General features: G+C 50.4%; 16 protein-coding genes. 11 read left to right on the top strand and 5 right to left on the bottom strand.

What is annotated here, in order from left to right; translation table 11 throughout:
• Window positions 1-28: 28 nt before the first annotated feature.
• Window positions 29-1,723 (bottom strand): methyl-accepting chemotaxis protein, encoded by a 1,695-nt coding sequence (locus A3842_RS15605; RefSeq protein ID WP_074101995.1) that lies wholly within the window; start codon window positions 1,721-1,723, stop codon window positions 29-31.
• A gap of 210 nt (window positions 1,724-1,933) precedes the next feature.
• Between A3842_RS15605 and A3842_RS15600 the strand changes: the two genes are divergently transcribed.
• Window positions 1,934-2,365 carry a MarR family winged helix-turn-helix transcriptional regulator gene (locus tag A3842_RS15600; protein WP_074101994.1) on the top strand — a complete coding sequence of 144 codons (432 nt, stop codon included), beginning with the start codon at window positions 1,934-1,936 and terminating at the stop codon, window positions 2,363-2,365.
• Between the two features lie 219 nt (window positions 2,366-2,584).
• Here the strand turns inward: A3842_RS15600 and A3842_RS15595 are convergent, their stop codons facing one another.
• The gene (locus A3842_RS15595) at window positions 2,585-3,559 is read right to left on the bottom strand and encodes an NAD(P)H-dependent flavin oxidoreductase (protein WP_074087388.1); all 975 of its coding nucleotides are present in this window, start codon (window positions 3,557-3,559) and stop codon (window positions 2,585-2,587) included.
• 173 nt (window positions 3,560-3,732) lie between these two features.
• Between A3842_RS15595 and A3842_RS15590 the strand changes: the two genes are divergently transcribed.
• Window positions 3,733-4,341: a TetR/AcrR family transcriptional regulator gene (locus A3842_RS15590; protein ID WP_074101993.1), complete on the top strand. Its 609-nt coding sequence runs from the start codon at window positions 3,733-3,735 to the stop codon at window positions 4,339-4,341.
• A 130-nt stretch (window positions 4,342-4,471) separates the two neighbouring features.
• Here A3842_RS15590 and A3842_RS15585 read toward each other — a convergent pair whose 3' ends face one another.
• On the bottom strand, window positions 4,472-6,358 hold the full coding sequence (locus tag A3842_RS15585) for an LTA synthase family protein (RefSeq protein WP_074101992.1): 1,887 nt from the start codon (window positions 6,356-6,358) through the stop codon (window positions 4,472-4,474).
• A gap of 240 nt (window positions 6,359-6,598) precedes the next feature.
• Between A3842_RS15585 and A3842_RS15580 the strand changes: the two genes are divergently transcribed.
• A complete protein-coding gene (locus A3842_RS15580; RefSeq protein ID WP_074101991.1) occupies window positions 6,599-8,902 on the top strand; it encodes a helicase C-terminal domain-containing protein in 2,304 nt (767 codons plus the stop codon).
• 52 nt (window positions 8,903-8,954) lie between these two features.
• Complete coding sequence (locus tag A3842_RS15575; protein ID WP_074101990.1) at window positions 8,955-9,923, top strand: Gfo/Idh/MocA family protein; 969 nt, start codon at window positions 8,955-8,957, stop codon at window positions 9,921-9,923.
• 89 nt (window positions 9,924-10,012) lie between these two features.
• Here A3842_RS15575 and A3842_RS15570 read toward each other — a convergent pair whose 3' ends face one another.
• Both A3842_RS15570 and A3842_RS15565 read right to left on the bottom strand, forming a co-directional pair.
• On the bottom strand, window positions 10,013-10,693 hold the full coding sequence (locus A3842_RS15570) for a CidB/LrgB family autolysis modulator (RefSeq protein WP_074087460.1): 681 nt from the start codon (window positions 10,691-10,693) through the stop codon (window positions 10,013-10,015).
• Window positions 10,693-11,064, bottom strand: a complete 372-nt coding sequence (locus A3842_RS15565; protein ID WP_074087383.1) for a CidA/LrgA family protein — start codon at window positions 11,062-11,064, stop codon at window positions 10,693-10,695. Before A3842_RS15565 ends, A3842_RS15570 begins: the two co-directional genes overlap by 1 nt.
• Before the next feature lie 136 nt (window positions 11,065-11,200).
• Between A3842_RS15565 and cidR the strand changes: the two genes are divergently transcribed.
• The 7 genes from cidR to A3842_RS15530 all read left to right on the top strand — a co-directional run bounded on the left by cidR (window position 11,201) and on the right by A3842_RS15530 (window position 21,038).
• Window positions 11,201-12,124: a cidABC operon transcriptional activator CidR gene (gene cidR, locus A3842_RS15560; RefSeq protein WP_143186294.1), complete on the top strand. Its 924-nt coding sequence runs from the start codon at window positions 11,201-11,203 to the stop codon at window positions 12,122-12,124.
• A gap of 109 nt (window positions 12,125-12,233) precedes the next feature.
• Entirely contained in the window at window positions 12,234-12,518 is a 285-nt protein-coding gene (locus A3842_RS15555) for an aspartyl-phosphate phosphatase Spo0E family protein (protein WP_074087381.1), read from the top strand.
• Between the two features lie 134 nt (window positions 12,519-12,652).
• A complete protein-coding gene (locus A3842_RS15550; protein ID WP_074101989.1) occupies window positions 12,653-14,053 on the top strand; it encodes a DNA-binding protein in 1,401 nt (466 codons plus the stop codon).
• A gap of 412 nt (window positions 14,054-14,465) precedes the next feature.
• Window positions 14,466-14,852 carry a MarR family winged helix-turn-helix transcriptional regulator gene (locus tag A3842_RS15545; protein WP_083606900.1) on the top strand — a complete coding sequence of 129 codons (387 nt, stop codon included), beginning with the start codon at window positions 14,466-14,468 and terminating at the stop codon, window positions 14,850-14,852.
• Window positions 14,845-16,605 carry an ABC transporter ATP-binding protein gene (locus tag A3842_RS15540; RefSeq protein ID WP_074101988.1) on the top strand — a complete coding sequence of 587 codons (1,761 nt, stop codon included), beginning with the start codon at window positions 14,845-14,847 and terminating at the stop codon, window positions 16,603-16,605. The genes A3842_RS15545 and A3842_RS15540 overlap by 8 nt, the downstream gene beginning before the upstream one ends.
• A complete protein-coding gene (locus A3842_RS15535; RefSeq protein ID WP_074101987.1) occupies window positions 16,602-18,515 on the top strand; it encodes an ABC transporter ATP-binding protein in 1,914 nt (637 codons plus the stop codon). Before A3842_RS15540 ends, A3842_RS15535 begins: the two co-directional genes overlap by 4 nt.
• A gap of 297 nt (window positions 18,516-18,812) precedes the next feature.
• Window positions 18,813-21,038: an MMPL family transporter gene (locus A3842_RS15530; RefSeq protein ID WP_074101986.1), complete on the top strand. Its 2,226-nt coding sequence runs from the start codon at window positions 18,813-18,815 to the stop codon at window positions 21,036-21,038.
• Window positions 21,039-21,185: the final 147 nt, after the last annotated feature.

The following is a 21,185-nucleotide window of genomic DNA, read 5'->3' as shown; positions in this document are numbered from 1 at the left end:
TCTGCGCTTTTTGCTTGTATATGAAAGCCTAGATCTTGAACTTCTCTACCAGAACCTGAAGCTTCTCCGCCAGTGAAGAGAGGAAAGCCGCGGAGGACTCTACTTCCTCCATCGCTGCAAGCTGCTCCTGGGAAGTGGCGGAGAGGGTCTCGGCACCTTCAGCCGTATGATTGGAGATCCTGACAATATTCTGAATCGCTTCTACCAGCCCGCCTGAGATGGATCCCAGCTCACGGACTGTCGCAGAAATCTGCTGGCTTTGGGAAGACATGTCAGAGACTGAAGTTTCGATCTCGGAGAAAGACTGGCCGGCAGACACGATCAGTTCCTTGCCTTGCTGCATCTCTTCCGTAGAGCGTCTCATCGTTTCACCGGCATCGTCCATCTGGCTGATAATCAGGCTGACCAGCTCCCCGATTTGTCCGGCAGACCTGGCGGAACGCTCAGCCAGCTTGCGGACGGAGCCGGCGACAATGGCGAAGCCCCGGCCCTCTTCTCCGGCCCGGGCGGCTTCTATAGCCGCATTCAATGCCAGCAGATTGGTTTCTTCGGCAATGCTGGCGATCGTGCCGACAATGTTCTCAATCTCTTTGGAGTGGCTGCCCAGTGTAGTGATAATGTCTGAAAGATCCTGGATGCTTCCGCTCATAACGCCTATCTGTGTGGTTGTGGAGTCAATGGACTGCCGGCCCAGACGGGCCTTTTGGGCGTTGCTCGCAGCAGTATCCCTCGCACTGTCGGCATTGTCGGCGATCTCGGAGATGAAACGGGACATATCCTGCACGGATTTGTAGCTGCCTTCCAGGTCCTTCAGCTGGGTATTCGCGCCATCGGCAAGCTCAATAGTAACATTCACACTGTGTTCGCCGGCCCGGTTCGTCTCCTGGGCGCTGGCAGACAGCTCTTGGGAGGAAGACGCTACCAGCATGGAGGTGTCATTCACCTGGGTGATCAGCTCACGCAGGCTCAACGTCATATCATTGAAGTTGCGGGCCAGTGTCCCGATTTCATCTTTGCTTTTGAAGAGCAGCGGTTCATGGGTAAGGTCGCCTCGGGCGATGGTATTCACAGAACCGGACAGCTTGGTAAGCGGACTGACCATACGACGGATCAACAGATAAGCGGCGAGTATGGCTACGATCAGAATTGATGCGCCGATAATGAAAGGCTGAACAATAATATCCTTGGTCCGTTCCTGAATTAAAGGTCCGTCGAAATTGATAGCCATCAGTGCAATAATGGGTTTGCTGGGATCATGATCCTGATAAATGGGGCCATATCCGGTTTTGAGCGAGGTGTCTTGGTAGGTATATACTTTGGAGTATGCGGAATGCTTCATGGTAGTTATCATAGCTTTATCTTCTTCTGCGAAGTAGAAGGAATCACCGGCTTTGTAGCCTCTTTTCTTCATGCTGGCATCGGCGGCGAGAATCTTACCGTCCAGAGAAAGGATGAATGCTTCTTTGAAAATTGGCTTATGAGCCACAATCCAGCCGATCCGGTCTTCAATAGCAGCCACCTTGCTGTTATCTCCACCAACAAGTGCCGCAATGTCTGCGGGATCAATCAGGCCAGTCGTGATGTTGGCGCAGCCCACCAGCTCGATTCCAGCAGCCTCATCCACTTGATGATAAGCGGTGCGGTAACCAAAGAATCCAATGGAAGACCCGACCAAAAGCAACACAATAAGCATCATCCAGGTTAATTTTGTTGCCAGCTTCATTATTTCTACCACCAACCCTACTTCTAATGTTTTCAGCAATACTACTGTATCACTTCTACGATTATAGCTCATGAGCGGCTTGAGAGAATATAGTATTTTTGTGTCGGGAAATGCCGAATCGTGTAAAAAAAATCATATATAAAAGCATTGAATCATGGACTGTGATAATGTTACGCTTGATCAAGGACAAACGGACTGGAGCTGAAAGGAATGTCGCAACCCATCGATCCGCTGGTAGAACGTTTGGGATTATCCATGTGGAAGGTACAGCGAAAAATCACATCACAGATGTCTTTGCACAAAGAAATGGGACTTACCGTGCCGCAATTTGGCCTGCTTCGTATGATCGCCCAGGAGCAGAATGCCCGTGTGATCCAGCTTGCGGACAAAATGGAGGTCAAGTCAAGTGCGGTAACAGTGATGCTGGATCGCCTGGAGCTGCTGGGACTTAGTGTGCGCGAGCCGGATGAGCAAGACCGCAGAGCCGTCATTGTGACCCTTACCGCCAAGGGGGAAAAGCTGCTGGAGGAGGCGAGATACCGCTACTTGCTGCTGCTTAGCGAGCATTTAGCCATATTGAAGCCGGAGGAGCTGCGCAATTTGGCTGACTATTATCTGATGCTGGAGCAGCAGGAGCGTTAATTTCGGAGGGCAATTGCCGTTCCGGATAAAAATAATAAGGACTTTATAACAAAAGAGCTATCCCATAAGCCATGAAATGGCTGCTGGGACAGCTCTTGTTTTTGGAGCCGGATAGACGGTTGTGCTCGGGGAGGCTCCTTCGCGTATGGACCATTGTTAATCGGTGCCTGGCCCAAAGACGGACACTACCGCTTTTCCGCGGGTCGCTATAACAATTATTTAAACTTCGAATACAACTAGCTTAGAGATGGTTGCATGATATCCGCTTAGCACATCATCTATAATAGCCTTAACGCTTTTAACCTCAGTGATCAAAGGGACAATTTGTCCCGCCATAACAGCACCCTTCTCTTCAACATCACCTTCCAGCATGGCCTTTTTCAAAGAACTTTCAGCAACCTCTTTCAGTTTTACAGCCGCCTCTGTTTTGCTGAATTGGTTCTCGATGTCGATCATTTCCTCAGAGAGTTTGTTCTTCAATTGTCTGCATGGCTCATCCGTTGAATATCCTGTGATCACAGTCTCCATATCACCGGCTTTGATCATGGCATTTTTGACATTTGGATGCACTACTGTTTCATCAGCACACATAAAAACTGTTCCCATTTCAATACCATCCGCACCAAGGGCAATTGCTGCCGCCATTCCCCGTCCATCTGCAATACCGCCGGAGGCTACTAAAGGTATGGATAAACAGTTCGCTGCTTGCGGAACAAGGACCGTGGTTGCCTCATAGGATGTATGTCCTCCTCCTTCCCAGCCTTTTACAATCACTGCATCTGCCCCGGCCTGCTCTGCCGTAATGGCGTCCTGGATTGTGCTTGCTTTCACAATCACTTTCAGGCCTAAATCATGCCAGATTGAAAAGTACTTTTTGGACAATTCCAGATCAAGCCCTAGTAAGGTATCTGCATAAATTACAGGCGGTTTCTCCTCCAGAACCACTTTTGTTACATGATCTAATAGCTCAGGAATCATAATAACGTTAACTCCAAAAGGCTTACTCGTTAATTTTCTCGTAGCTATAATCTGTTCCTTAATAAACTCCGCAGGGGCAAAACCTACTCCCAATACACCAAGTCCCCCGTTATCAGAAACTGCTGCCACCAAAGGTGCTGTTGATATCCAAGCCATAGGTCCCTGGATTACTGGTTTTTCAATCCCCAATACTGCGCTCAATCGATTCTTGGACATACAAACTTCTCCTTCTATGCTTGTGCATGGCTATTTATATGAATATTATAATTAAGGAAAAATATAAAAAATATCAGTAAAGCCTGCCCCGTTTGTTGCTTAAGCAACACATCATATGGAATATGTTGTTCTCAATCTATGATTATTGTGAACATATTGGAGTGTGAACCCTATTGAAGGATATTACAGACTTGCGCGTGATCAAAACCATTGAAAATATAAAGCGGGGATTTGAAGCATGCATTCGCCAAAAAACCTTTTCGTCTATTTCTGTAAGAGATATTACGGCTGCAGCCAGAATTAACCGTTCTACATTCTACAAGTATTATGAGGATAAATACCAGCTGAGAGAATTACTCGTAAAATCAACACTTGGAGACCTTGCAAACAATGTTAATTTAGCCTCTTTTAATCTGGAGAATAAACAAACCAATGAATCACTGAATGCTTTAAGAAAACAACTCGAATTTATGTATGATCATAAAGACTGGTATCTTATTTTGTGGAATAAAAATATGGAGTTATCGATCTATGAAGATATGGTGCGGTTATTTGAAAGAAGGACCCGGGAATGTCTTTGTGAAAACAGGAAGGGAACGGAAACGGGGAAGGAAAAGGAGCTTTCAGAAAAACAAGAGTTATTAACTCGTCTGTTTGCATCGTCTGCAATGACTACGGTGAAGTGGTGGTACGAATATTCACCCCACATGATCCCGGCTGATGTGGCAAATATTATTATGGACAACATTAAATTTGGAATGCATCGAGCCTTTGAGATATAGATTGATCAACGGTTAAACGCAAAAAAAGAAACCACTCTTTTAGTAAAATGGAGTTACTACATATCCATTTCAAAGGAGAGGTTTCTTTTGTATATTTCTGTTGAGGCAAGACTGTTTTTTGGATGGCGTATTATTCTGCAGCCTTAACTTTATCCGGGAGCTGCGTGACGTAGCTGTCCGAGAGCTGGCGCAGGCGCAGCGCACGGTTGTACTCATCCTCGGTTCCGGCCGGAGACTTGTTTCCCGAGGCCAGACGGGATTGCGTATTATCCTCAAAGCTGTTGCCGGGGATCAGCAGCCCGGAGCTGGCGATAAAGGATCCGGTAGGCAGATAATAACGCTGGGGAAGCAGGTTATAGGCCTGGCTTGTCATGTCCTGTCCGAAGTGAATGTTGTTGTCCATGGACACTCCCAGCAGACTAGCTGCGGTTGGCATGATATCCACTTCGCCGCCGACATGATCCAACGTCTGAGGCTGAATCGTCCCCTCATCATGGACAATCAGCGGGATGTTGAGCATATTGGCATATTCGTAGTCATGCCCGTAAATTTCCGTCATTAATTCCTTATCATCATGATCCAGTGAATAGATTGGCAACCCCATATGGTCTCCATAGACCATGATCAGGCTGTCATCCCATACACCATTTGCCTTAAGCTCATCCACGAACTGTCCAAAGGCATAGTCCGCATAATTCTGGGCCCGGACATAATCCCCGACAAAAGTACCTTCATACCGCTCCGGCAGCTTCATCTTGTATTTTTCCTCAGGAATGGTGAATGGATGGTGGGCAGACATTGAAATGACCTGTGCATAAAAAGGTTTGCTGTCCGTATCCATTTCCTTCAGCTTATCAGAGGTCTTGCGGTAGAGCGCCTCGTCAGAGGGTCCGAAGAAAAAAGAATCCTCGTCTCCGAAGAACTTATGATCGTAATAATGTTCCCAGCCGAGTGCGCTGTAGAGCTCACCGCGGTTCCAGAACTCCACATCATTGGTATGGAAAGTAGCTGTCTGATAGCCGTTGTTCTGCAGTAGACGCGGCAGGCTGGGCAGCTCTTTGTCTACATAAGCCATGGTAGCCGCACCCTGCGGCGGAATATAGAAGGAAGAGTTCACTACAAATTCGGCATCTGATGTATTCCCCTGTCCGACCATTTGATAGAAATTGGGGAAATACAGACTGTTCTCCATCAGATGGTTCAGGTTCGGTGTAATCTCTTGTCCGTCCAGCTTAAGCCCAAGCAGAAAGCTCTGGAACGACTCCAATTGAATAATAATAAGGTTTTTGCCCTTGGCTATGCCTTGAAGCGGTGAGACTGCGGCGGTATCTATTCCCTTCAGCTTGTTGATCGCATCCTGGGTGATTTCACTGGCATTCACAAGCTCAGGTTTGTCTTTGGCAAAAATCGTGTACGCCTCATAATTCAGAATGCCCATCTCCTGCGCCTTCTTGATCTCATTCATACTGGCCTTGTTGGGCAGGATATTGAACAGGCAAAGAGCCAGGGAAACTGCAAACAGAAGACTGTGCGAGAGTTTTCCGTTGCGGTGATTAATGTTATCCTTCTTGTAGGTCCGGCCCTTCTTATTAATAAAGAAATAGAAGCCCAAGACGATGATGTCGGCAAAGATCAGCAGATAATACGGATCCATCAGGGAGAATACGCTGTTGCGTACAGCCGTGACCTGATTGACCTGTTCCGCCGCATGGTAAGTTACGATGACGCCGTAATATTTGAAGTACATAATGGCGGCAAAAAAGATTGCGGTGACAAGCAGATTAACCGTCATGTAATAGCCAAGCTTCCGTTTGGAAGCGAAGCGTTCGATCAGGGCAAATAAGGCCCAGACAAAGGGAATCTCTGTTAAGAGTGTTTTCCAGGAGGCCAAATCCCCAAAGATTACGCCCCAGGCAAGAAAACTCTTCAGGATAAAAAGAATGGAGAAAAACACGAATGGTTTGAACAACCATCGTTTAACGGGTAAGGATGACACAGCTTCGCCTTCTTTCTGCATAATAAACACCAATTCCCGGCTAGGAGGAAGAGGTACAAGACATAAGAATTCCATTATTAATAGACCTAATTATGCAGCGCTGGGCGACGATTGTCAAAAATCAGAAATGCCGTATAGCCACCCGGTAAAGAGCAATTTGAAATGCAGACCTGTGAAGCCTGGAAGATTAACGTTTAATGGTGGTATACCGGAGGAAAAGGGCGGAAATAAGGTGGGGTTAGCGGTGGAGGAGGAAGAAACATGGACTGTGCAGAGGTATTTCTTTCGGTACGAACACTCGTGGAATATGCTTTCAGCAGCGGCAGCCTGGAACCGGGTTTCCGGAGCGGCTCAGCCATGGCGGAAGGCACGCGTATTCACCAGCATATTCAGAAGCAATATAAAGAAGGAGACCGCAAAGAGGTCTATCTCAAGACGGAGATTCCTTATGAGGACCTGCTGTTCATCATCGATGGGCGCTGTGACGGACTGTTAGCCGGAGAAGATGGCACTCTGATTGTAGAGGAGATCAAATCCATTGCCGGACCTCTGGATTCCACCCAGGAAGGGCGGGAGGTTCATTGGGCGCAGGCGTTAATGTATGCCTATATGATCACACTTGAGCAGGAGCTTGCTTCAATTGAAGTGAAGCTCACCTATGTTCTTAGGGGCAGCGACGAGCAGCGCAGCCTGTACCGGAAGGCTACCCGCGAAGAACTTGCAGCCTTTGCCGCTGACACGGTTGCAAGGTATGCACCTTATGCGAAACTGAGGATACGCCATGGGGCGCTGAGGGATGAGAGTATCCGGAGTCTGACCTTTCCCTTCCCGGACTATCGGCAGGGTCAGCGGCGTTTCGCTGCCGCCGTCTATAAGACGGCTGCCGAAGGTGTGAATCTGTTCGCCCAGGCACCCACAGGCATCGGTAAAACGATGTCGACCCTTTTTCCGGCGGTAAAAGCACTGGGTGAAGGGATAATATCAGGTATCTTCTATTTGACCGCCAAGACGGTTACCCGGTTTGCGGCGCAGGAATCGGTCCTGCTGCTGGTTGCCGGCGGTCTTCATCTGCATGCTATCACCCTGACGGCCAAGGAGAAGGCCTGCTTCCGGGAGGAATGCGGCAAGGAGGGCTGCCCGTTTGCCGAGGGCTATTATGACCGGGTGAATGCGGCGCTGCTGGACATGCTGGAGCATGAAACCCTGATGACACAGGAGATCATCGCCGGATATGCCCGGAGGCATGAGGTATGCCCGTTTGAGTTCTCGCTGGATGCGGCTTATGCCTGCGATATGGTCATCTGCGACTACAACTATATCTATGATCCCCGGATCAGCCTGAAACGGTTACCGGAGGAACGGAAGAAGAAGACGGTGCTGCTGGTGGATGAGGCTCATAATCTGGTCGACCGGGGCAGGGAAATGTTCTCCGCCTCGCTGACCAAGGCGCCGTTTCTGAGCCTGCAGCGGCAGTATAAGACGGTAAACCGCAAGCTAGGTGCTGCGTCCAAGGCGGTGAATGCTTTTTTCATTGCGCTGCGCAAAAGCTGTAGTGAAGATGGAGGGGGGCAATGGGCTGAATACCCTGAGGACTTGCCGCTGCTGCTGGAGGCCTTTGCCGCTGAAGCGGAATTAGAGCTGCTGAGTCCATCCTCTTCGCTTGTAGCTCTGCCGGATGAAGAGGAAGGCAGTCTGCTGGATACTTATTATGCGGTCCAGGGCATGCTGCGCACATTCAAGACCTATGACGAACGGTATGTCACCTACGCAGAGGTAAGGCGCGGTGATGTATTCCTGAAGTTGTTCAATCTGGACCCCTCGCATCTGCTGCAGCAGATGGCCAAGGGCTTCCGCAGCCAGATTCTCTTCTCTGCTACACTCTCGCCCATGTCTTATTACCGGGACATGATTGGTTCGGCGGAGGAGGATTATAGCCTGCGTGTGGCTTCCCCCTTTCACAAAGAGCAGTGGGAGGTGTCCGTGCTTCCGGTATCCACCCGCTATCATGACCGTGCCCATTCCCTGGTGCCGCTCAGCGATACACTGCGGGGGATGGCTGCGAAAAAGGGGAACTATCTGGTGTTTTTCCCTTCCTACGCGTATTTGCAGAACGTCTTCGAGGTGTTCACGGACAAGTATCCTGAGATCATGACTCTGGTGCAGGGGAGCGGCATGAGCGAGCAGGCGAGGGAGGAATTCCTCTCTTCGTTTCGTCCGGACAACCCGGAGACGCTGCTTGGCTTTGCGGTGCTTGGCGGGATTTTCTCGGAGGGTGTCGATTTGCCTGGAGACCGCCTGAACGGTGTAATGATTGTCGGCGTCGGCCTGCCGCAGGTCGGGCTGGAGCGCAATCTGCTGCGCGGCTATTTTCAGTCCCAAGGCAAGAACGGATTTGACTATGCCTATGTCTATCCGGGCATGTGCAAGGTCCAGCAGGCGGGCGGGCGGCTGATCCGCAGCGAGAGTGACAGCGGGATTATCGTGCTGGCGGATGACCGTTTCCTGCAGCAGCCTTATGCGGACCTGCTGCCCGAAGAGTGGCGGGACTACCTTATCCGCACCTGAACGGGTATAATCTTTGAAAAGGTATACATCCAGAATTACGGGAGGTAAAATGATGACACTTCATATAGGGATTGTAGGAACGGGCTGGTTCTCCAAGGTGCATGCCGACCTGCTGGCAGGAATGGAAGATGTGAAGCTCCAGGCCATCTGCGGCAGCACTAAGCAAAAAGGCGAAGAGATGGCTAGTGCCTACAGTGCCGAAGGGTATGGGGAAATTACAGAGATGCTGGATGCCCACAAGCTGGATGCGGTGTACGTTTGTGTGCCTCCACAGTCTCATGGAACGATAGAGCGGGCGCTGATCCGCAGGGATATTCCTTTTTTTGTGGAAAAGCCTCTGGGCTCGAGTACGGAGATTCCGGCCAGCCTGCTGCAGGATATTAAGGAGCATGGACTCTTGACCTCGGTTGGCTACCACTTCCGCTATCAGGAGAATATTGCCCGGCTGAAGAAATTACTTAGCGGGGATAAGGTGGGGATGATTGTCGGACAGTGGATGGGCGGCATGCCGGGTGTAGCCTGGTGGCGCGATCAGGAGCAGTCCGGCGGACAATTTACCGAGCAGACCACCCACATCGTAGATCTGCTTCGCTATCTGGGCGGAGAGGTGACAGAGGTCTACGGCATGTTCGGCAACCGCATCATGCATGAGCAGCATGAGGGCGTAACTGTAGCAGATGTAGGGACGGTGTCCCTGAAGCTGGACAATGGCATTGTTGCGAATATCTCGAATACCTGCGTGCTGCCGGGTGAAGTGGGCCGGGTAGGACTTAGCTTTTATAATGACAAAGGACTGCTGGATTGGAATCCGGAGCGTCTGCTTGAGGTGCGCAGCGGCGACAGCCAGGAATATGCCAATTCAGGCAACCCCTACGCGGTGGAGAGCGAGGCCTTTCTGCATGCCGTGCGGACCGGTGACCGGTCGCGTATTCTCAGTGACTACGAAGACGGCTACAAGACGCTGAAGGTGACATGTGCAGCTTATGAATCAGCACAGAGCGGATTGCCGGTGAAACTGTAAGAACAGACAGTGAGTAAGCAAGTTCATGCACACAAAGAGACCTGACAGCTCTGTAAGTTGTCAGGTCTTGTGGCCCAAGCCGGGGCGGCCTAGTGGAGGAAAACCGCGAGGAGAGCCGGCGCAAGCCCTATGGAGAACAGCGCGGTCAGAATCATCGCGATACTGGAGATGGTGCCGGTCAGCGAACTCAGCTCGAAAGCCTTGGAGGTGCCCGTACCGTGCGCGGCGGTTCCCAGCGATACACCGCGCGCAATTTCGTTGTCAATGCGGAAGAGGCGAAGGACAGAAGGCCCCATCAGTGTACCCAGCACTCCGGTCAGAATCACGAATACTGCCGTAATGCTGGGAACGCCGCCGATGCTTTGCGAGATACTCATGGCGATCGGTGTAGTCACCGAACGAGGTACCAGACTGGTTGCCAGGGCGCCGCTTAGATGCAGCCATTTGGCCAGCAGCATCGAGGAGAGCACGGCCATAACCGTTCCTGACAGCACGCCTGCCGCAATTTCGGCGGCGTGCTTTTTGAGTACCTTGAAGTTTTTATGAAGAGGGATTGCAAAGGCGATGGTTGCCGGCTGCAGCAGATCCGAAAGCCATTTTCCTCCCGCATTGTAGGATTCATAGGGAATTCCCGTCATCAGCAGAAAGCTGATAACCAGCAATGGCGTGATGATGAGCGGGGAGGTATACATTTTGCCACTGGAAGCGTAGATTCGCTTCGCCAGCAGGTACACAGCGACGGTCAGTGCAAGCAAGAGCAGTCCGGTCATCATGAGCCTCTACGCTCCTTTACTTTAAATATGGCTCCCGTGAGCAGCCCTGAGCTGGCCATAACGGCAAAAGTGCCTACGAGCACAACTCCCAGCACTTGAAGGCCGTTTGCTTCGAGCAGCTTCGAATAATTCATAACACCTATAGCTGAAGGGATAAAGAACAGCAGCAGTTCGGCAAGCAGCCAGGAAGCGCCAACTTCTACCCAATTCAGACGGATGATACCGGATTCCAGCAGTGCGAATAAAAGGATCATGCCGATGATGCTTCCGGGAATGGGAATATGGAGATATGGGGTTAAGGAATTAACCAACATCGAAAATACGGTGAGTCCGGCTACCTGCAGCAAGCCTATGCCAAGCTTTTTCATAAGGCTTCGCTCCTTTCGTTCAGAGGACAGCGTGTGCTTTCCTTGTTACTGAAAGTTTACATCCTTTTCTTTCATAGGTAAAATGAATAGATTGAATAAGTGACATTCCATTTATCTATACATGGAGGCGAAAAATTTGGATATCCGCCAGCTGCAGTATTTTGTCCAGGTTGCCAGGCTGAACAGCTTCTCCAAAGCGGCAGAATCGCTGTACATCTCGCAGCCCACCATTAGCAAAATGATCCGGGGTCTGGAGGTGGAGCTGGGAGCCGACCTCTTTTACCGTGAAGGGAAGAGCATTCGTCTCACAGATGCAGGAGAGATCCTGCTGACCAAAGCGCAGAATATCGTGGAATCATTCGTTAACCTTTCCTCAGAACTGGATAGTCTGCGCAATTTGGAGAAGGGGCATATCCGTATCGGGCTGCCGCCCATGGTGGGTGCAAGCTTCTTCCCGGCAGTCATCGGAGAATTTCACCGCCGCTACCCGGACGTCACCATCCGCCTGCATGAAGACGGAGCCAAAAAGGTGGAGGATGATGTGGAGACCGGGCTGCTCGATATCGGTGCAATTGTTTTGCCGGTAAATACGGCGCTGTTCCACTGCTTCACCTTTGTGGAAGAGAAGCTGGAGCTGCTAGTGCCGGCAGGCCACCGCTTGGCAGGAGCCGCCTCTGTGCCGCTCCGGGAACTGGCGGAGGAGGAGTTTGTGCTATTCCGGGAAGATTTTGCCCTCCATGACCGGATTATTACGGAGTGCGTAAAGGTGGGCTTTCAGCCGAAGGTCGTCTATGAGAGCTCACAATGGGATTTGATCAGCCGGATGGTTGAAGCGGGAATGGGCATTGCCCTTCTGCCGGAGACCATCTGCCGGGATATGGACCGCACACGGATTTCTGTGGTTTCGTTGACCGAGCCAGTCATTCCCTGGCAGCTGGGCATGATCTGGCGCCGGGACCGTTATTTATCCTTTGCGGCACGCGAATGGATTCATTTTGCCATGGGGGTTCTGGGAGAGCGTTACCTCCCGCCCGGAGAAGAGGGACGGCCGCAATTATGAAAATTTCACTTGTGTGATGATCGACATATTTTTCTTTTTTTTCAAAATATGTTTTTTGGCATCATGAATTATGATAAGGGAGAAGTTGATAGAGAGAAGGTGAGTAACCGTGAACCTTTACCAAAATTCTCCGGTTGAACTTGGAAAAGAATATAGAGAAGATGAGTTATTTATTACTATAGAGAGTCTTAGATGTGAATTGTTGGAGGTTGCTCAGGAACGCAGTCTCAGCGATCATGTAGTCCTGGAGCTCAGCCAACGGCTGGACGGTTATATTGTACTGGCCCAGAACAAAATGATGGAGAGTCTGCGCAGCCGCAAGAACACTGTGAACACCTTCGGAAAGAATACCAAGAGCCAGAGAATACGCAATAAAGCTGCGTTACAGCAGTAGTTTGTCCCGGGATAATAGCTTATGAAAATAATGGCCCCATTTTGTTCGGGTCATTTTGTTGTGCTTTCTATAAGCTTCACCTATAATGTCAATTAATAGAAGGTTCATCTTGAAATTGACGGAGGAGGTGCCGGGTGGAGGCAAAGTTGAAGACCATACGCTCTGAAATTGAGAAGCATCTGTCCCGCTCGGGCCATAATCTCGCTTCGTTTGCCAAGGTTTCCGGTCTGAACCGTGGAAGTCTGAGTGCAATTCTGCACGGGAATCCTCCTAAACCGATGTCTCTGGGGCAACTGGATGCAGTCACCAGAGCTTTCGGATTTCCTGAAGGATGGCTGTATCCGCTGTATGTGGACGAATGCTTCAGTGAGGAGCGGATTTCCCGCAGAAGAGTAGAACCTTTTTTGATCCGCTGTGCAGAAATCGGCAAAATGCATTGTGTCGAAGATGTTCTGAACCGGATTATGGAGTACCCCAAGCCACTGGATATCCTGTACTCCGTGGCAGAGAAGTTGTTTACAGGCGGGAAGATTCAGGAATCCCTGGTTTTTTACCGGATTATCGTAGATAACGAGCCGGATAGCTATTCCGAACGAATGGCTATTTGCCAATACCGCATCTTCAAGTCGCTGGAATCCATAGTGGATAAAGAGGAACAGCTCCGTGCGGTCATTACCTTTGAGCCCTATCGCGGGCGTCTTCCGGAGAAGATGCAGCTCGATGGACTGCTGAAGCTGGCTAACGTCTGCTTCACACTCCATAAGTGGAAGGACGTAGAGAAGTTCGCCGATGAATTGAGAGCGCTGGCCAATGGGATTTACAGGGAACAACTTCGGAAGAAATCAAAGAGACGTGAGGAAGAATTGGATTTAGAACGCCCCCTGGTCATCTATTATGGTCATGGCTATCTGGCTAAGGCAACCGCACTTACCAAACAAGGTAAATATGAGGAAGCGAAGAAGTATACCGCCGGATATGCTGACCTAAGCTGGTTTGAAATTTTGGATGATGAGGGACGGGAAGTGGTTAAGGACTTCAGCCTTTTTGCAGTAGCCAACAGCTTTACGCTGGAGATGATGATAGGCAATAAAGCGGCTCTTCCGGCATATTCGGCCTTCTTGGCCAACAACCCTGGTGAGATTTTGCCCGGATTGGTAGTTATTGTCGAGGCTGCGAACCGTTACGGTTTCTCTGTCGATAAAGTGCTTGCGCAGTTTTCACGTGAAATGGTGCGCTTTGAGCAATTTATGGACCCTATTAATATTGACCGGTTATATCGTCTGCGTTACCAGATTTCGATGTACCTTCTGGACCGTGGGCAGTATAATCAAGGAGTAGAGACTATTCTTCAGTCTCTTCATTTGGCCATTCGGCTGAATGGTGCGGGCAACGTGATTGATTGTGTAACTTTATTTGAGACGTACAGGAACTATGCTACGGAACAGCAACAGAAGAAATATGGTGAAACCATAAGGGAGCTGAGAAAAAATGAAGAAAACACTGTTAACGGCATTCAGCGTTCTGGCATTATTTAGCTTTATTGTAATCGGACCAGGAGTGTCTAATGAAACTACGGGGTCAGCAGGCGGATCATTTACAATAATGGAGCATGGAATGGGTTATTAAGATCCGTTGCAGGTTGGACAACCAGGCACACAAAAAAACCGCCACTCCGGCGGTTTTTTTGTGTCTTTGATGTTTATAAAAGTGTTCTTCATTCCGTAATAATTGATAACGCATTCATGAATTGACAAAGTGCAGAACCGAAAATATAATTAGGTAACCTAATTAATATAGTGTTTAATAATTTGGCAACCTAATTAAAATCGAGGTGGAAGCATTGGGATAAATCATGAAAATCCAGTCGCACACAAGCTTTTTGCCGCACTCCGGCAGTTGCGCAAAACACACTGGCAGCACACGGTAGAGGGCCATAAGCCAAGTGAGATGACTTTATTAATATCTATCGCAAAAAGATCGCATGAAGGGGCCATGGGACTGAAGGTTTCTGAAATCAGCCGTTACATGGGACTCACCCCCCCAACCGTCACACAGTTGATTAACAGCCTTGAGGCCAAGCACATGGTGGAACGAATGCCGGATGCAACCGACCGCAGGGTCGTGCGGATCAAGCTGACGGAACAGGGAGAAATGATTACCCGCAGGGCAAAGGATCACATGAACCAGACGCTAAATCACCTGGTGGAGTATCTGGGCGAAGACGAAAGCGACCAGCTGGCGGAGCTGCTGCTGAAGGTGCGCAGATTCGTTGAGGACAATCCGCCGCCTAATTTGGACCGGTTACAAATGAACGGAGATGAGAAACTTGATTAAATTAATGAGACAATTGAAGCCCTTTAAGCTGGCTATCGCAGCCGTGCTGATCCTTGTATTCCTGCAGTCCATGGGGGACCTGTATCTCCCTACCCTGATGAGTGACATTGTTGACAAAGGGATTGTGCACGGAGACCGCAGCTATATTTGGAAAATCGGCGGATTCATGCTGCTGGTTGCCGCCGGAGGAGCTTTATGCTCCATCATAGCGAGTTACCTGTCGGCCAAAGTTGCCGCCGGGTTCGGTAAGAATACCCGTTCACGGATGTTCAATCATGTGGAGAACTTCACCCTGCATGAATTTGACAAGCTGGGAACAGCCTCACTGATTACACGTACTACCAATGATATTACACAAGTACAAACCGTACTGACAATGATGCTCCGCATGATGATCGGTGCCCCGATGATGATGATCGGCGGGATCATCATGGCGGTATCGGAGGATGCCAAGCTTTCCCTGATCTTTGTGGTCGTTATTCCGCTGCTGGTGGGTGCGATTCTCTTCATAGGGATGAAGGGTCTGCCACTGTTCAAAGCGATTCAGGTCAAGCTGGACAAATTGAACCGTGTGCTGCGCGAGCATCTGACCGGTATCCGGGTGATTCGTTCCTTTAACCGGATCAATCATGAGAACGAGCGGTTTACCGAAGCCAACAAAGATCTCACGGATACGGCCATCAAGGTTAATAAAATCATGGCAGGTCTAATGCCTCTGATGATGATTGTCATGAACTTCTCGATGATTGCCATTCTGTATTACGGCGGCATCCGGATCGGGGACGGAGATTTGCAGGTCGGCTCACTGATGGCTTTTATTCAATATGCCATGCAGATTATGTTCTCCCTGATCATGGTCTCTATGATGTTTGTGTTGATTCCCCGGGCGTCCGCTTCTGCGCTTCGTATTAACGAGGTGCTGGATATGCAGCCCGAAATTACAGATCCAACCGCTGGACAGCTCCAAACCACTGCCAATGCTACCCGCAAGGATGGACGGGACAACATGCATGGCTTTGTTGAATTCGATAATGTATCGTTCTCCTACCCTGGTGCCGAACAGCCAGCACTCTCAGGCATCAGCTTCAGTGCGAAGCCCGGTGAGATTACGGCGATTATTGGGGGTACAGGTTCAGGTAAATCCACTCTGCTCAGCATCATTCCGCGGTTCTATGATGTCGACGAAGGCGCAGTGCGTGTAGATGGCGTCGATGTGCGGGACATGACACAGGAGGAATTGCGCAGCAAGATTGGCTATATCCCGCAAAAGGCTGTACTGTTCACGGGTACGGTTAGTGAGAATATCCGCTACGGCAAAGAGGACGCTACAGACGAAGAAATTATCCATGCGGCCAAAGTCGCCCAAGCTTTCGACTTCATCTCCGCCATGAAAGACGGCTTCCATTCCGAAATTTCCCAAGGCGGGGGTAATGTCTCCGGCGGCCAGAAGCAGCGTCTATCGATTGCGCGTGCGTTGGTAAGAAAACCTGAGGTGTATCTGTTCGACGACAGCTTCTCGGCGCTTGACTTCAAGACCGATGCCAAGCTGCGGGCCGCACTCAAAGGCGAGACTACGGAGTCGACCGTAGTGATTGTTGCCCAGCGGGTCAGCACGGTTATGGATGCAGACCGGATCATTGTAATTGATGACGGCCGGATTGCCGGAATGGGCACACACCGCGAGTTGCTGGATAACAGTGAAGTGTACCGCGAGATCGTATCCTCGCAGCTGTCAGAGGAGGAAATAGCATGAGTGAACAGAATAGTGCAAGCAAATCAGCTCCCCGCCGGCAAGGCGGTTTCGGTGGCGGCCGCGGTCCTGGTGGCCCGGGCGGTCCGGGTATGGGACTGCCTCCTGAAAAGGCCAAGGATTTTAAAGGAACGCTGCGCCGTCTGATCCGCTATCTGCGGCCGCGTCAGATGCAGCTCATTATCGTATTTGTTATGGCGATTGCCAGTACAGTATTCAGTATTTTCAGTCCCAAAATCATGGGTAAAGCGACGACCAAATTGTTTGAAGGCGCATATGGCAAGCTGATGGGCGTGCCGGGTGCCAAGATTGATTTTGGCTATATTAACGATATTCTGATTATTCTGGGCGCTCTATACCTGTTCAGCGCATTGTTTAGCTATTTGCAGCAGTATGTGATGTCCGGTGTAGCGCAAAAGGTTGTTTTTGATATGCGCGAGCAGATCAACAGCAAGCTGGAACGGCTGCCGCTGAAATATTTTGATTCCCGTACCCACGGGGAAATTCTGAGCCGCGCGACCAATGACGTGGACAATATCAGCACTACGCTGCAGCAGAGCTTGACGCAGCTCATTACGGCCATTGTGACGATTATCGGGGTCATTATTATGATGCTGACCATTAGTCCTTGGCTTACCCTGATCACCATAATTACGCTGCCGCTGAGCTTTGTGGTTATCATGGGGATCAGCAAACGTTCACAGACCTACTTTATCGGCCAGCAGAAATCGTTGGGCCAGTTAAACGGGCATGTGGAGGAAATGTACACGGGTCACCGTATTGTTAAGGCTTTTGGGCGCGAGAAGCACTCGCTGGGTGAGTTCAATAAAATTAACGATTCACTCTATGACTCCGGCTGGCGGGCACAATTCATCTCTGGGATTATCATGCCGCTGATGATGTTCATCGGGAACCTGGGGTATGTGCTGGTCTGTGTGGTCGGCGGTATTTTTGTCACCAAGAAGATTATTGATGTCGGCGATATCCAGGCATTTATCCAGTATTCGCGCCAGTTCACTATGCCGATTACGCAAACGGCCAACATTGCCAACATTATCCAATCGACGATTGCCTCGGCAGAACGTGTATTTGAGCTTTTGGATGAAGAAGAGGAAATTCCTGAAGTCAGTACTTCCCTGGCCAAACGTCCAGCGGATGCAGAAGAGGGTTCGGTTGAATTCCGTCATGTGAAATTTGGCTACAAAGAAGATGCCATTCTTATTGAAAACATGAATATTGAAGTCAGCCCCGGACAGACCATTGCTATTGTAGGACCAACTGGTGCCGGCAAAACCACGCTGATCAACCTGCTAATGCGGTTCTATGAAATCAGCGGCGGTGAGATTATCATTGACGGTGTGAATATTACCCATATGAAGCGCAACGAGCTGCGCAGCAAATTCGGGATGGTGCTTCAGGATACGTGGCTGTTCAACGGGACCATCAGTGAGAATATCGCTTATGGACGCGAAGGGGCTACGGAAGCCGATGTGGTGCGGGCTGCTAAGGCAGCGCATGCCGATCACTTTATTCGTACACTGCCGCTGGGCTATAACACCATCCTGAACGAAGAAGCGTCCAATATCTCGCAGGGGCAGAAGCAGCTGTTGACCATTGCCCGGGCAATTTTGGCAGATCCTTCCATTCTGATTCTCGATGAAGCGACAAGCAGCGTCGATACACGGACCGAAGTGCAAATTCAGAAAGCGATGAATACGCTGATGAAGGGCAGAACGAGCTTTGTCATCGCCCACCGTCTGTCCACCATCCGTGACGCTGACCTGATCCTCGTGATGAACCAGGGTAGTGTCATTGAAAAAGGCACTCATGTGGAGCTGCTGGAAGCAGGCGGGTTCTACGCCGATCTGTACAACAGCCAGTTCTCCGATGAAGGTCTACCGGATGTAGGCTAAGCACTCATAATATAAACGGATAGTTTCATCAGCTGCGGCAGTTGCCGCACGAGAGGCTCCTCCTTCCAGCAGGCTAGTGCTTGCTGGGAATGGGGGGCTTTTTGATGTGCACACAAATGACAAAAAACATCTGATTCAGCACAGAGCCTGCAGTTAAGTATAGAGATATAGGCTATACACATATGAATAATGTGTTCTTTTGAAAAAAAGGTTTGATTAAAATTTTTAGGGTATATATGATAAAGGTAACAAAAATGACCCGCGGTTCATTTTGGGGCTGGTGGGTACGAAGAGAGGATGAAAGGAATGTCAGGCTACGGAAAATGGGTGGCAGGCAGTAAGACCAAATGGATTACTCTTGTTGTCTGGATTGCGGTCATAGGAGCACTCACCATGTTATGGCCTTCAGTGAACTCACAGGAGCAGAACAATGCGTCGAACTTGCCTGGGGACTCGCAGTCGGTGCGTGCGTCTGTGGTTGCAGAAAGGGAGTTCCCGGCCGGCAGCGGCGTTCCTGCCTTGCTTGTATGGCATAGGGAAGGCGGAATGTCTGAGAAGGACCTGGTACATATCACCACTATCTACAGCAAGCTTGAAAAGCAGCCATTGGCACATCAGAACTACGTTCCCCCGCTGGGACAGCTGCCGCCGCAGGCGCTGAAGGCTTCGTTGTCGGAGGATGGCAGCACGCTGGTCACACCTGTGTTATTTGATAAGACGGCTGACAGTGACCAACTCAGTGATGCTTTAACAGCATTGAAAAAGATGATAACCGCAGAAACGGGCGGCGACCCGGCTGTGGCGACGACAGACAGTAAGGATTTGAGCCTTCGGGTAACGGGACCGGTAGGGATTTCCGTCGATGCCACAGGACTGTTTCAGAACGCCGACGTATCCCTGCTGATCGCAACGGTTGTGCTGGTGCTGGTGTTCCTGCTGCTGATCTACCGTTCACCAATTCTGGCCTTGATCCCACTGGTAGCGGTAGGCTTTGCTTATGGAGTTACCAGCCCTGTGCTCGGTAAAATGGCCCAGGAGGGCTGGATCACCGTGGATTCCCAGGCTATTTCCATTATGACTGTGCTGCTGTTCGGCGCAGGTACGGACTATTGCCTGTTCCTGATTTCCCGGTTCCGTCAGATGCTGAAGGTGGAGGAGCATAAGGGCCACGCCTTGCTGCGTGCGATCACCCATTCCTCCGGTGCGATCGCGATGAGCGGATTTACCGTTGTGCTGGCGCTGTTTGCGCTGCTGCTGGCCAAATATGGCGCGTACCACCGGTTTGCGGTTCCGTTCAGCGTCTCGATTCTGATTATGGGGATTGCCAGTCTGACGCTGGTGCCTGCTCTGCTGGCGATCTTTGGCCGGACATCCTTCTTCCCGTTCATTCCGCGCACTCCGCAGATGGAAGCCGCCCGGGCCAAGGCCAAAGGCAAGCCGGCTCCGCAGCCTAATCCGACGCGTAAAAGAGGAATCGGCGATCTGGTTGTTTCCCGCCCCTGGGCGATTGTTGGCATAACGGTTGTCCTTCTGGGTGTCCTCGCGTCCTTTTCCAGCGGGATCAAGTTTACTTATGATATCCTCTCATCCTTTCCGAAGGATATGGAGTCGCGTCAGGGCTTTGACCTGATCGGCAAGCAGTTCTCTCCCGGTGAGCTGGCTCCGGCCAAGCTGATGATTGATACACAGGGCAAGGTGAACGGAGAGGATATCAAGGTTGTCCTTGGCGGCATTTCTTATATTGATAAGGTATCCGATCCGCAGCAGGGGGCAGTTAACAAGAATATTCTCGGCTATGATATTGAATTCAAGAGCAATCCGTATTCCCTGGAAGCCATGAATCACATTCCTGCGATACAGGCATCTACCGAGCAGGCACTGGCTGAATCCGGTCTGGACCATGCCAAGGACAGCGTATGGATCAGCGGACAAACGGCTACCCAATACGATACCAAAGAAATCGGAGAACGGGATACGGATCTGATTATTCCCGTCGTGATCGGGATGATTACCATACTGCTGTTAATTTATCTGCGGTCTGTGGTAGCGACAGTTTATCTGGTAGCCACTGTAATCCTGTCCTTCTTCTCTGCGCTAGGACTGGGCTGGATTATTATTCATTATATGATGGGGGCAGACGCCATACAGGGGGCGATCCCGCTGTATTCCTTCGTGTTCCTGGTTGCGCTTGGCGAGGACTATAACATTTTCATGGTCTCGAACATCTGGAAAAAGCGTAAGGTCATGCCGCTGAAGCAAGCCATTGCCGAGGGCGTGAATGAAACCGGATCGGTTATCACTTCAGCCGGGCTCATTCTGGCCGGAACCTTTGCGGTACTGGCCAGCCTGCCGATTCAAGTGCTGGTGCAGTTCGGCATCATCACCGCCATTGGGGTGCTGCTGGACACCTTTATAGTCCGCCCGTTCTTGGTGCCGGCGATTACTGTACTCTTGGGCCGCTGGTCCTTCTGGCCTGGCAAACACAAGGAGCTGGATCGGACGCTGTCTGTGAGCGAGGTTTGATAAGTATCTGAACATATTGGGAGATGGGGGTCAGGGAGCCTTAAGTAAGGCGTGACCCGGCATCTCCGATACTATTGGATATACAACAGGGATGCCTTGCTGAACCGTATAGGTCAGCGGGGCATCCCTGTTTAGGTAGGTTAAACA

It is taken from the genome of Paenibacillus sp. P3E, from assembly GCF_001909045.1.
In the GTDB taxonomy this organism is placed as follows: Bacteria; Bacillota; Bacilli; order Paenibacillales; family Paenibacillaceae; genus Paenibacillus_AQ; species Paenibacillus_AQ helianthi.
This window is presented reverse-complemented; position numbering and strand designations above follow the sequence as displayed.

Coding starts and splice junctions, on each gene's coding strand:
- A3842_RS15605 (WP_074101995.1), bottom strand. CDS start 1,723: ATGAAGCTGGCAACAAAATTAACCTGGATGATGCTTATTGTGTTGCTT.
- A3842_RS15600 (WP_074101994.1), top strand. CDS start 1,934: ATGTCGCAACCCATCGATCCGCTGGTAGAACGTTTGGGATTATCCATG.
- A3842_RS15595 (WP_074087388.1), bottom strand. CDS start 3,559: ATGTCCAAGAATCGATTGAGCGCAGTATTGGGGATTGAAAAACCAGTA.
- A3842_RS15585 (WP_074101992.1), bottom strand. CDS start 6,358: ATGCAGAAAGAAGGCGAAGCTGTGTCATCCTTACCCGTTAAACGATGG.
- A3842_RS15580 (WP_074101991.1), top strand. CDS start 6,599: ATGGACTGTGCAGAGGTATTTCTTTCGGTACGAACACTCGTGGAATAT.
- A3842_RS15575 (WP_074101990.1), top strand. CDS start 8,955: ATGACACTTCATATAGGGATTGTAGGAACGGGCTGGTTCTCCAAGGTG.
- A3842_RS15570 (WP_074087460.1), bottom strand. CDS start 10,693: ATGACCGGACTGCTCTTGCTTGCACTGACCGTCGCTGTGTACCTGCTG.
- A3842_RS15565 (WP_074087383.1), bottom strand. CDS start 11,064: ATGAAAAAGCTTGGCATAGGCTTGCTGCAGGTAGCCGGACTCACCGTA.
- A3842_RS15545 (WP_083606900.1), top strand. CDS start 14,466: ATGACTTTATTAATATCTATCGCAAAAAGATCGCATGAAGGGGCCATG.
- A3842_RS15535 (WP_074101987.1), top strand. CDS start 16,602: ATGAGTGAACAGAATAGTGCAAGCAAATCAGCTCCCCGCCGGCAAGGC.
- A3842_RS15530 (WP_074101986.1), top strand. CDS start 18,813: ATGAAAGGAATGTCAGGCTACGGAAAATGGGTGGCAGGCAGTAAGACC.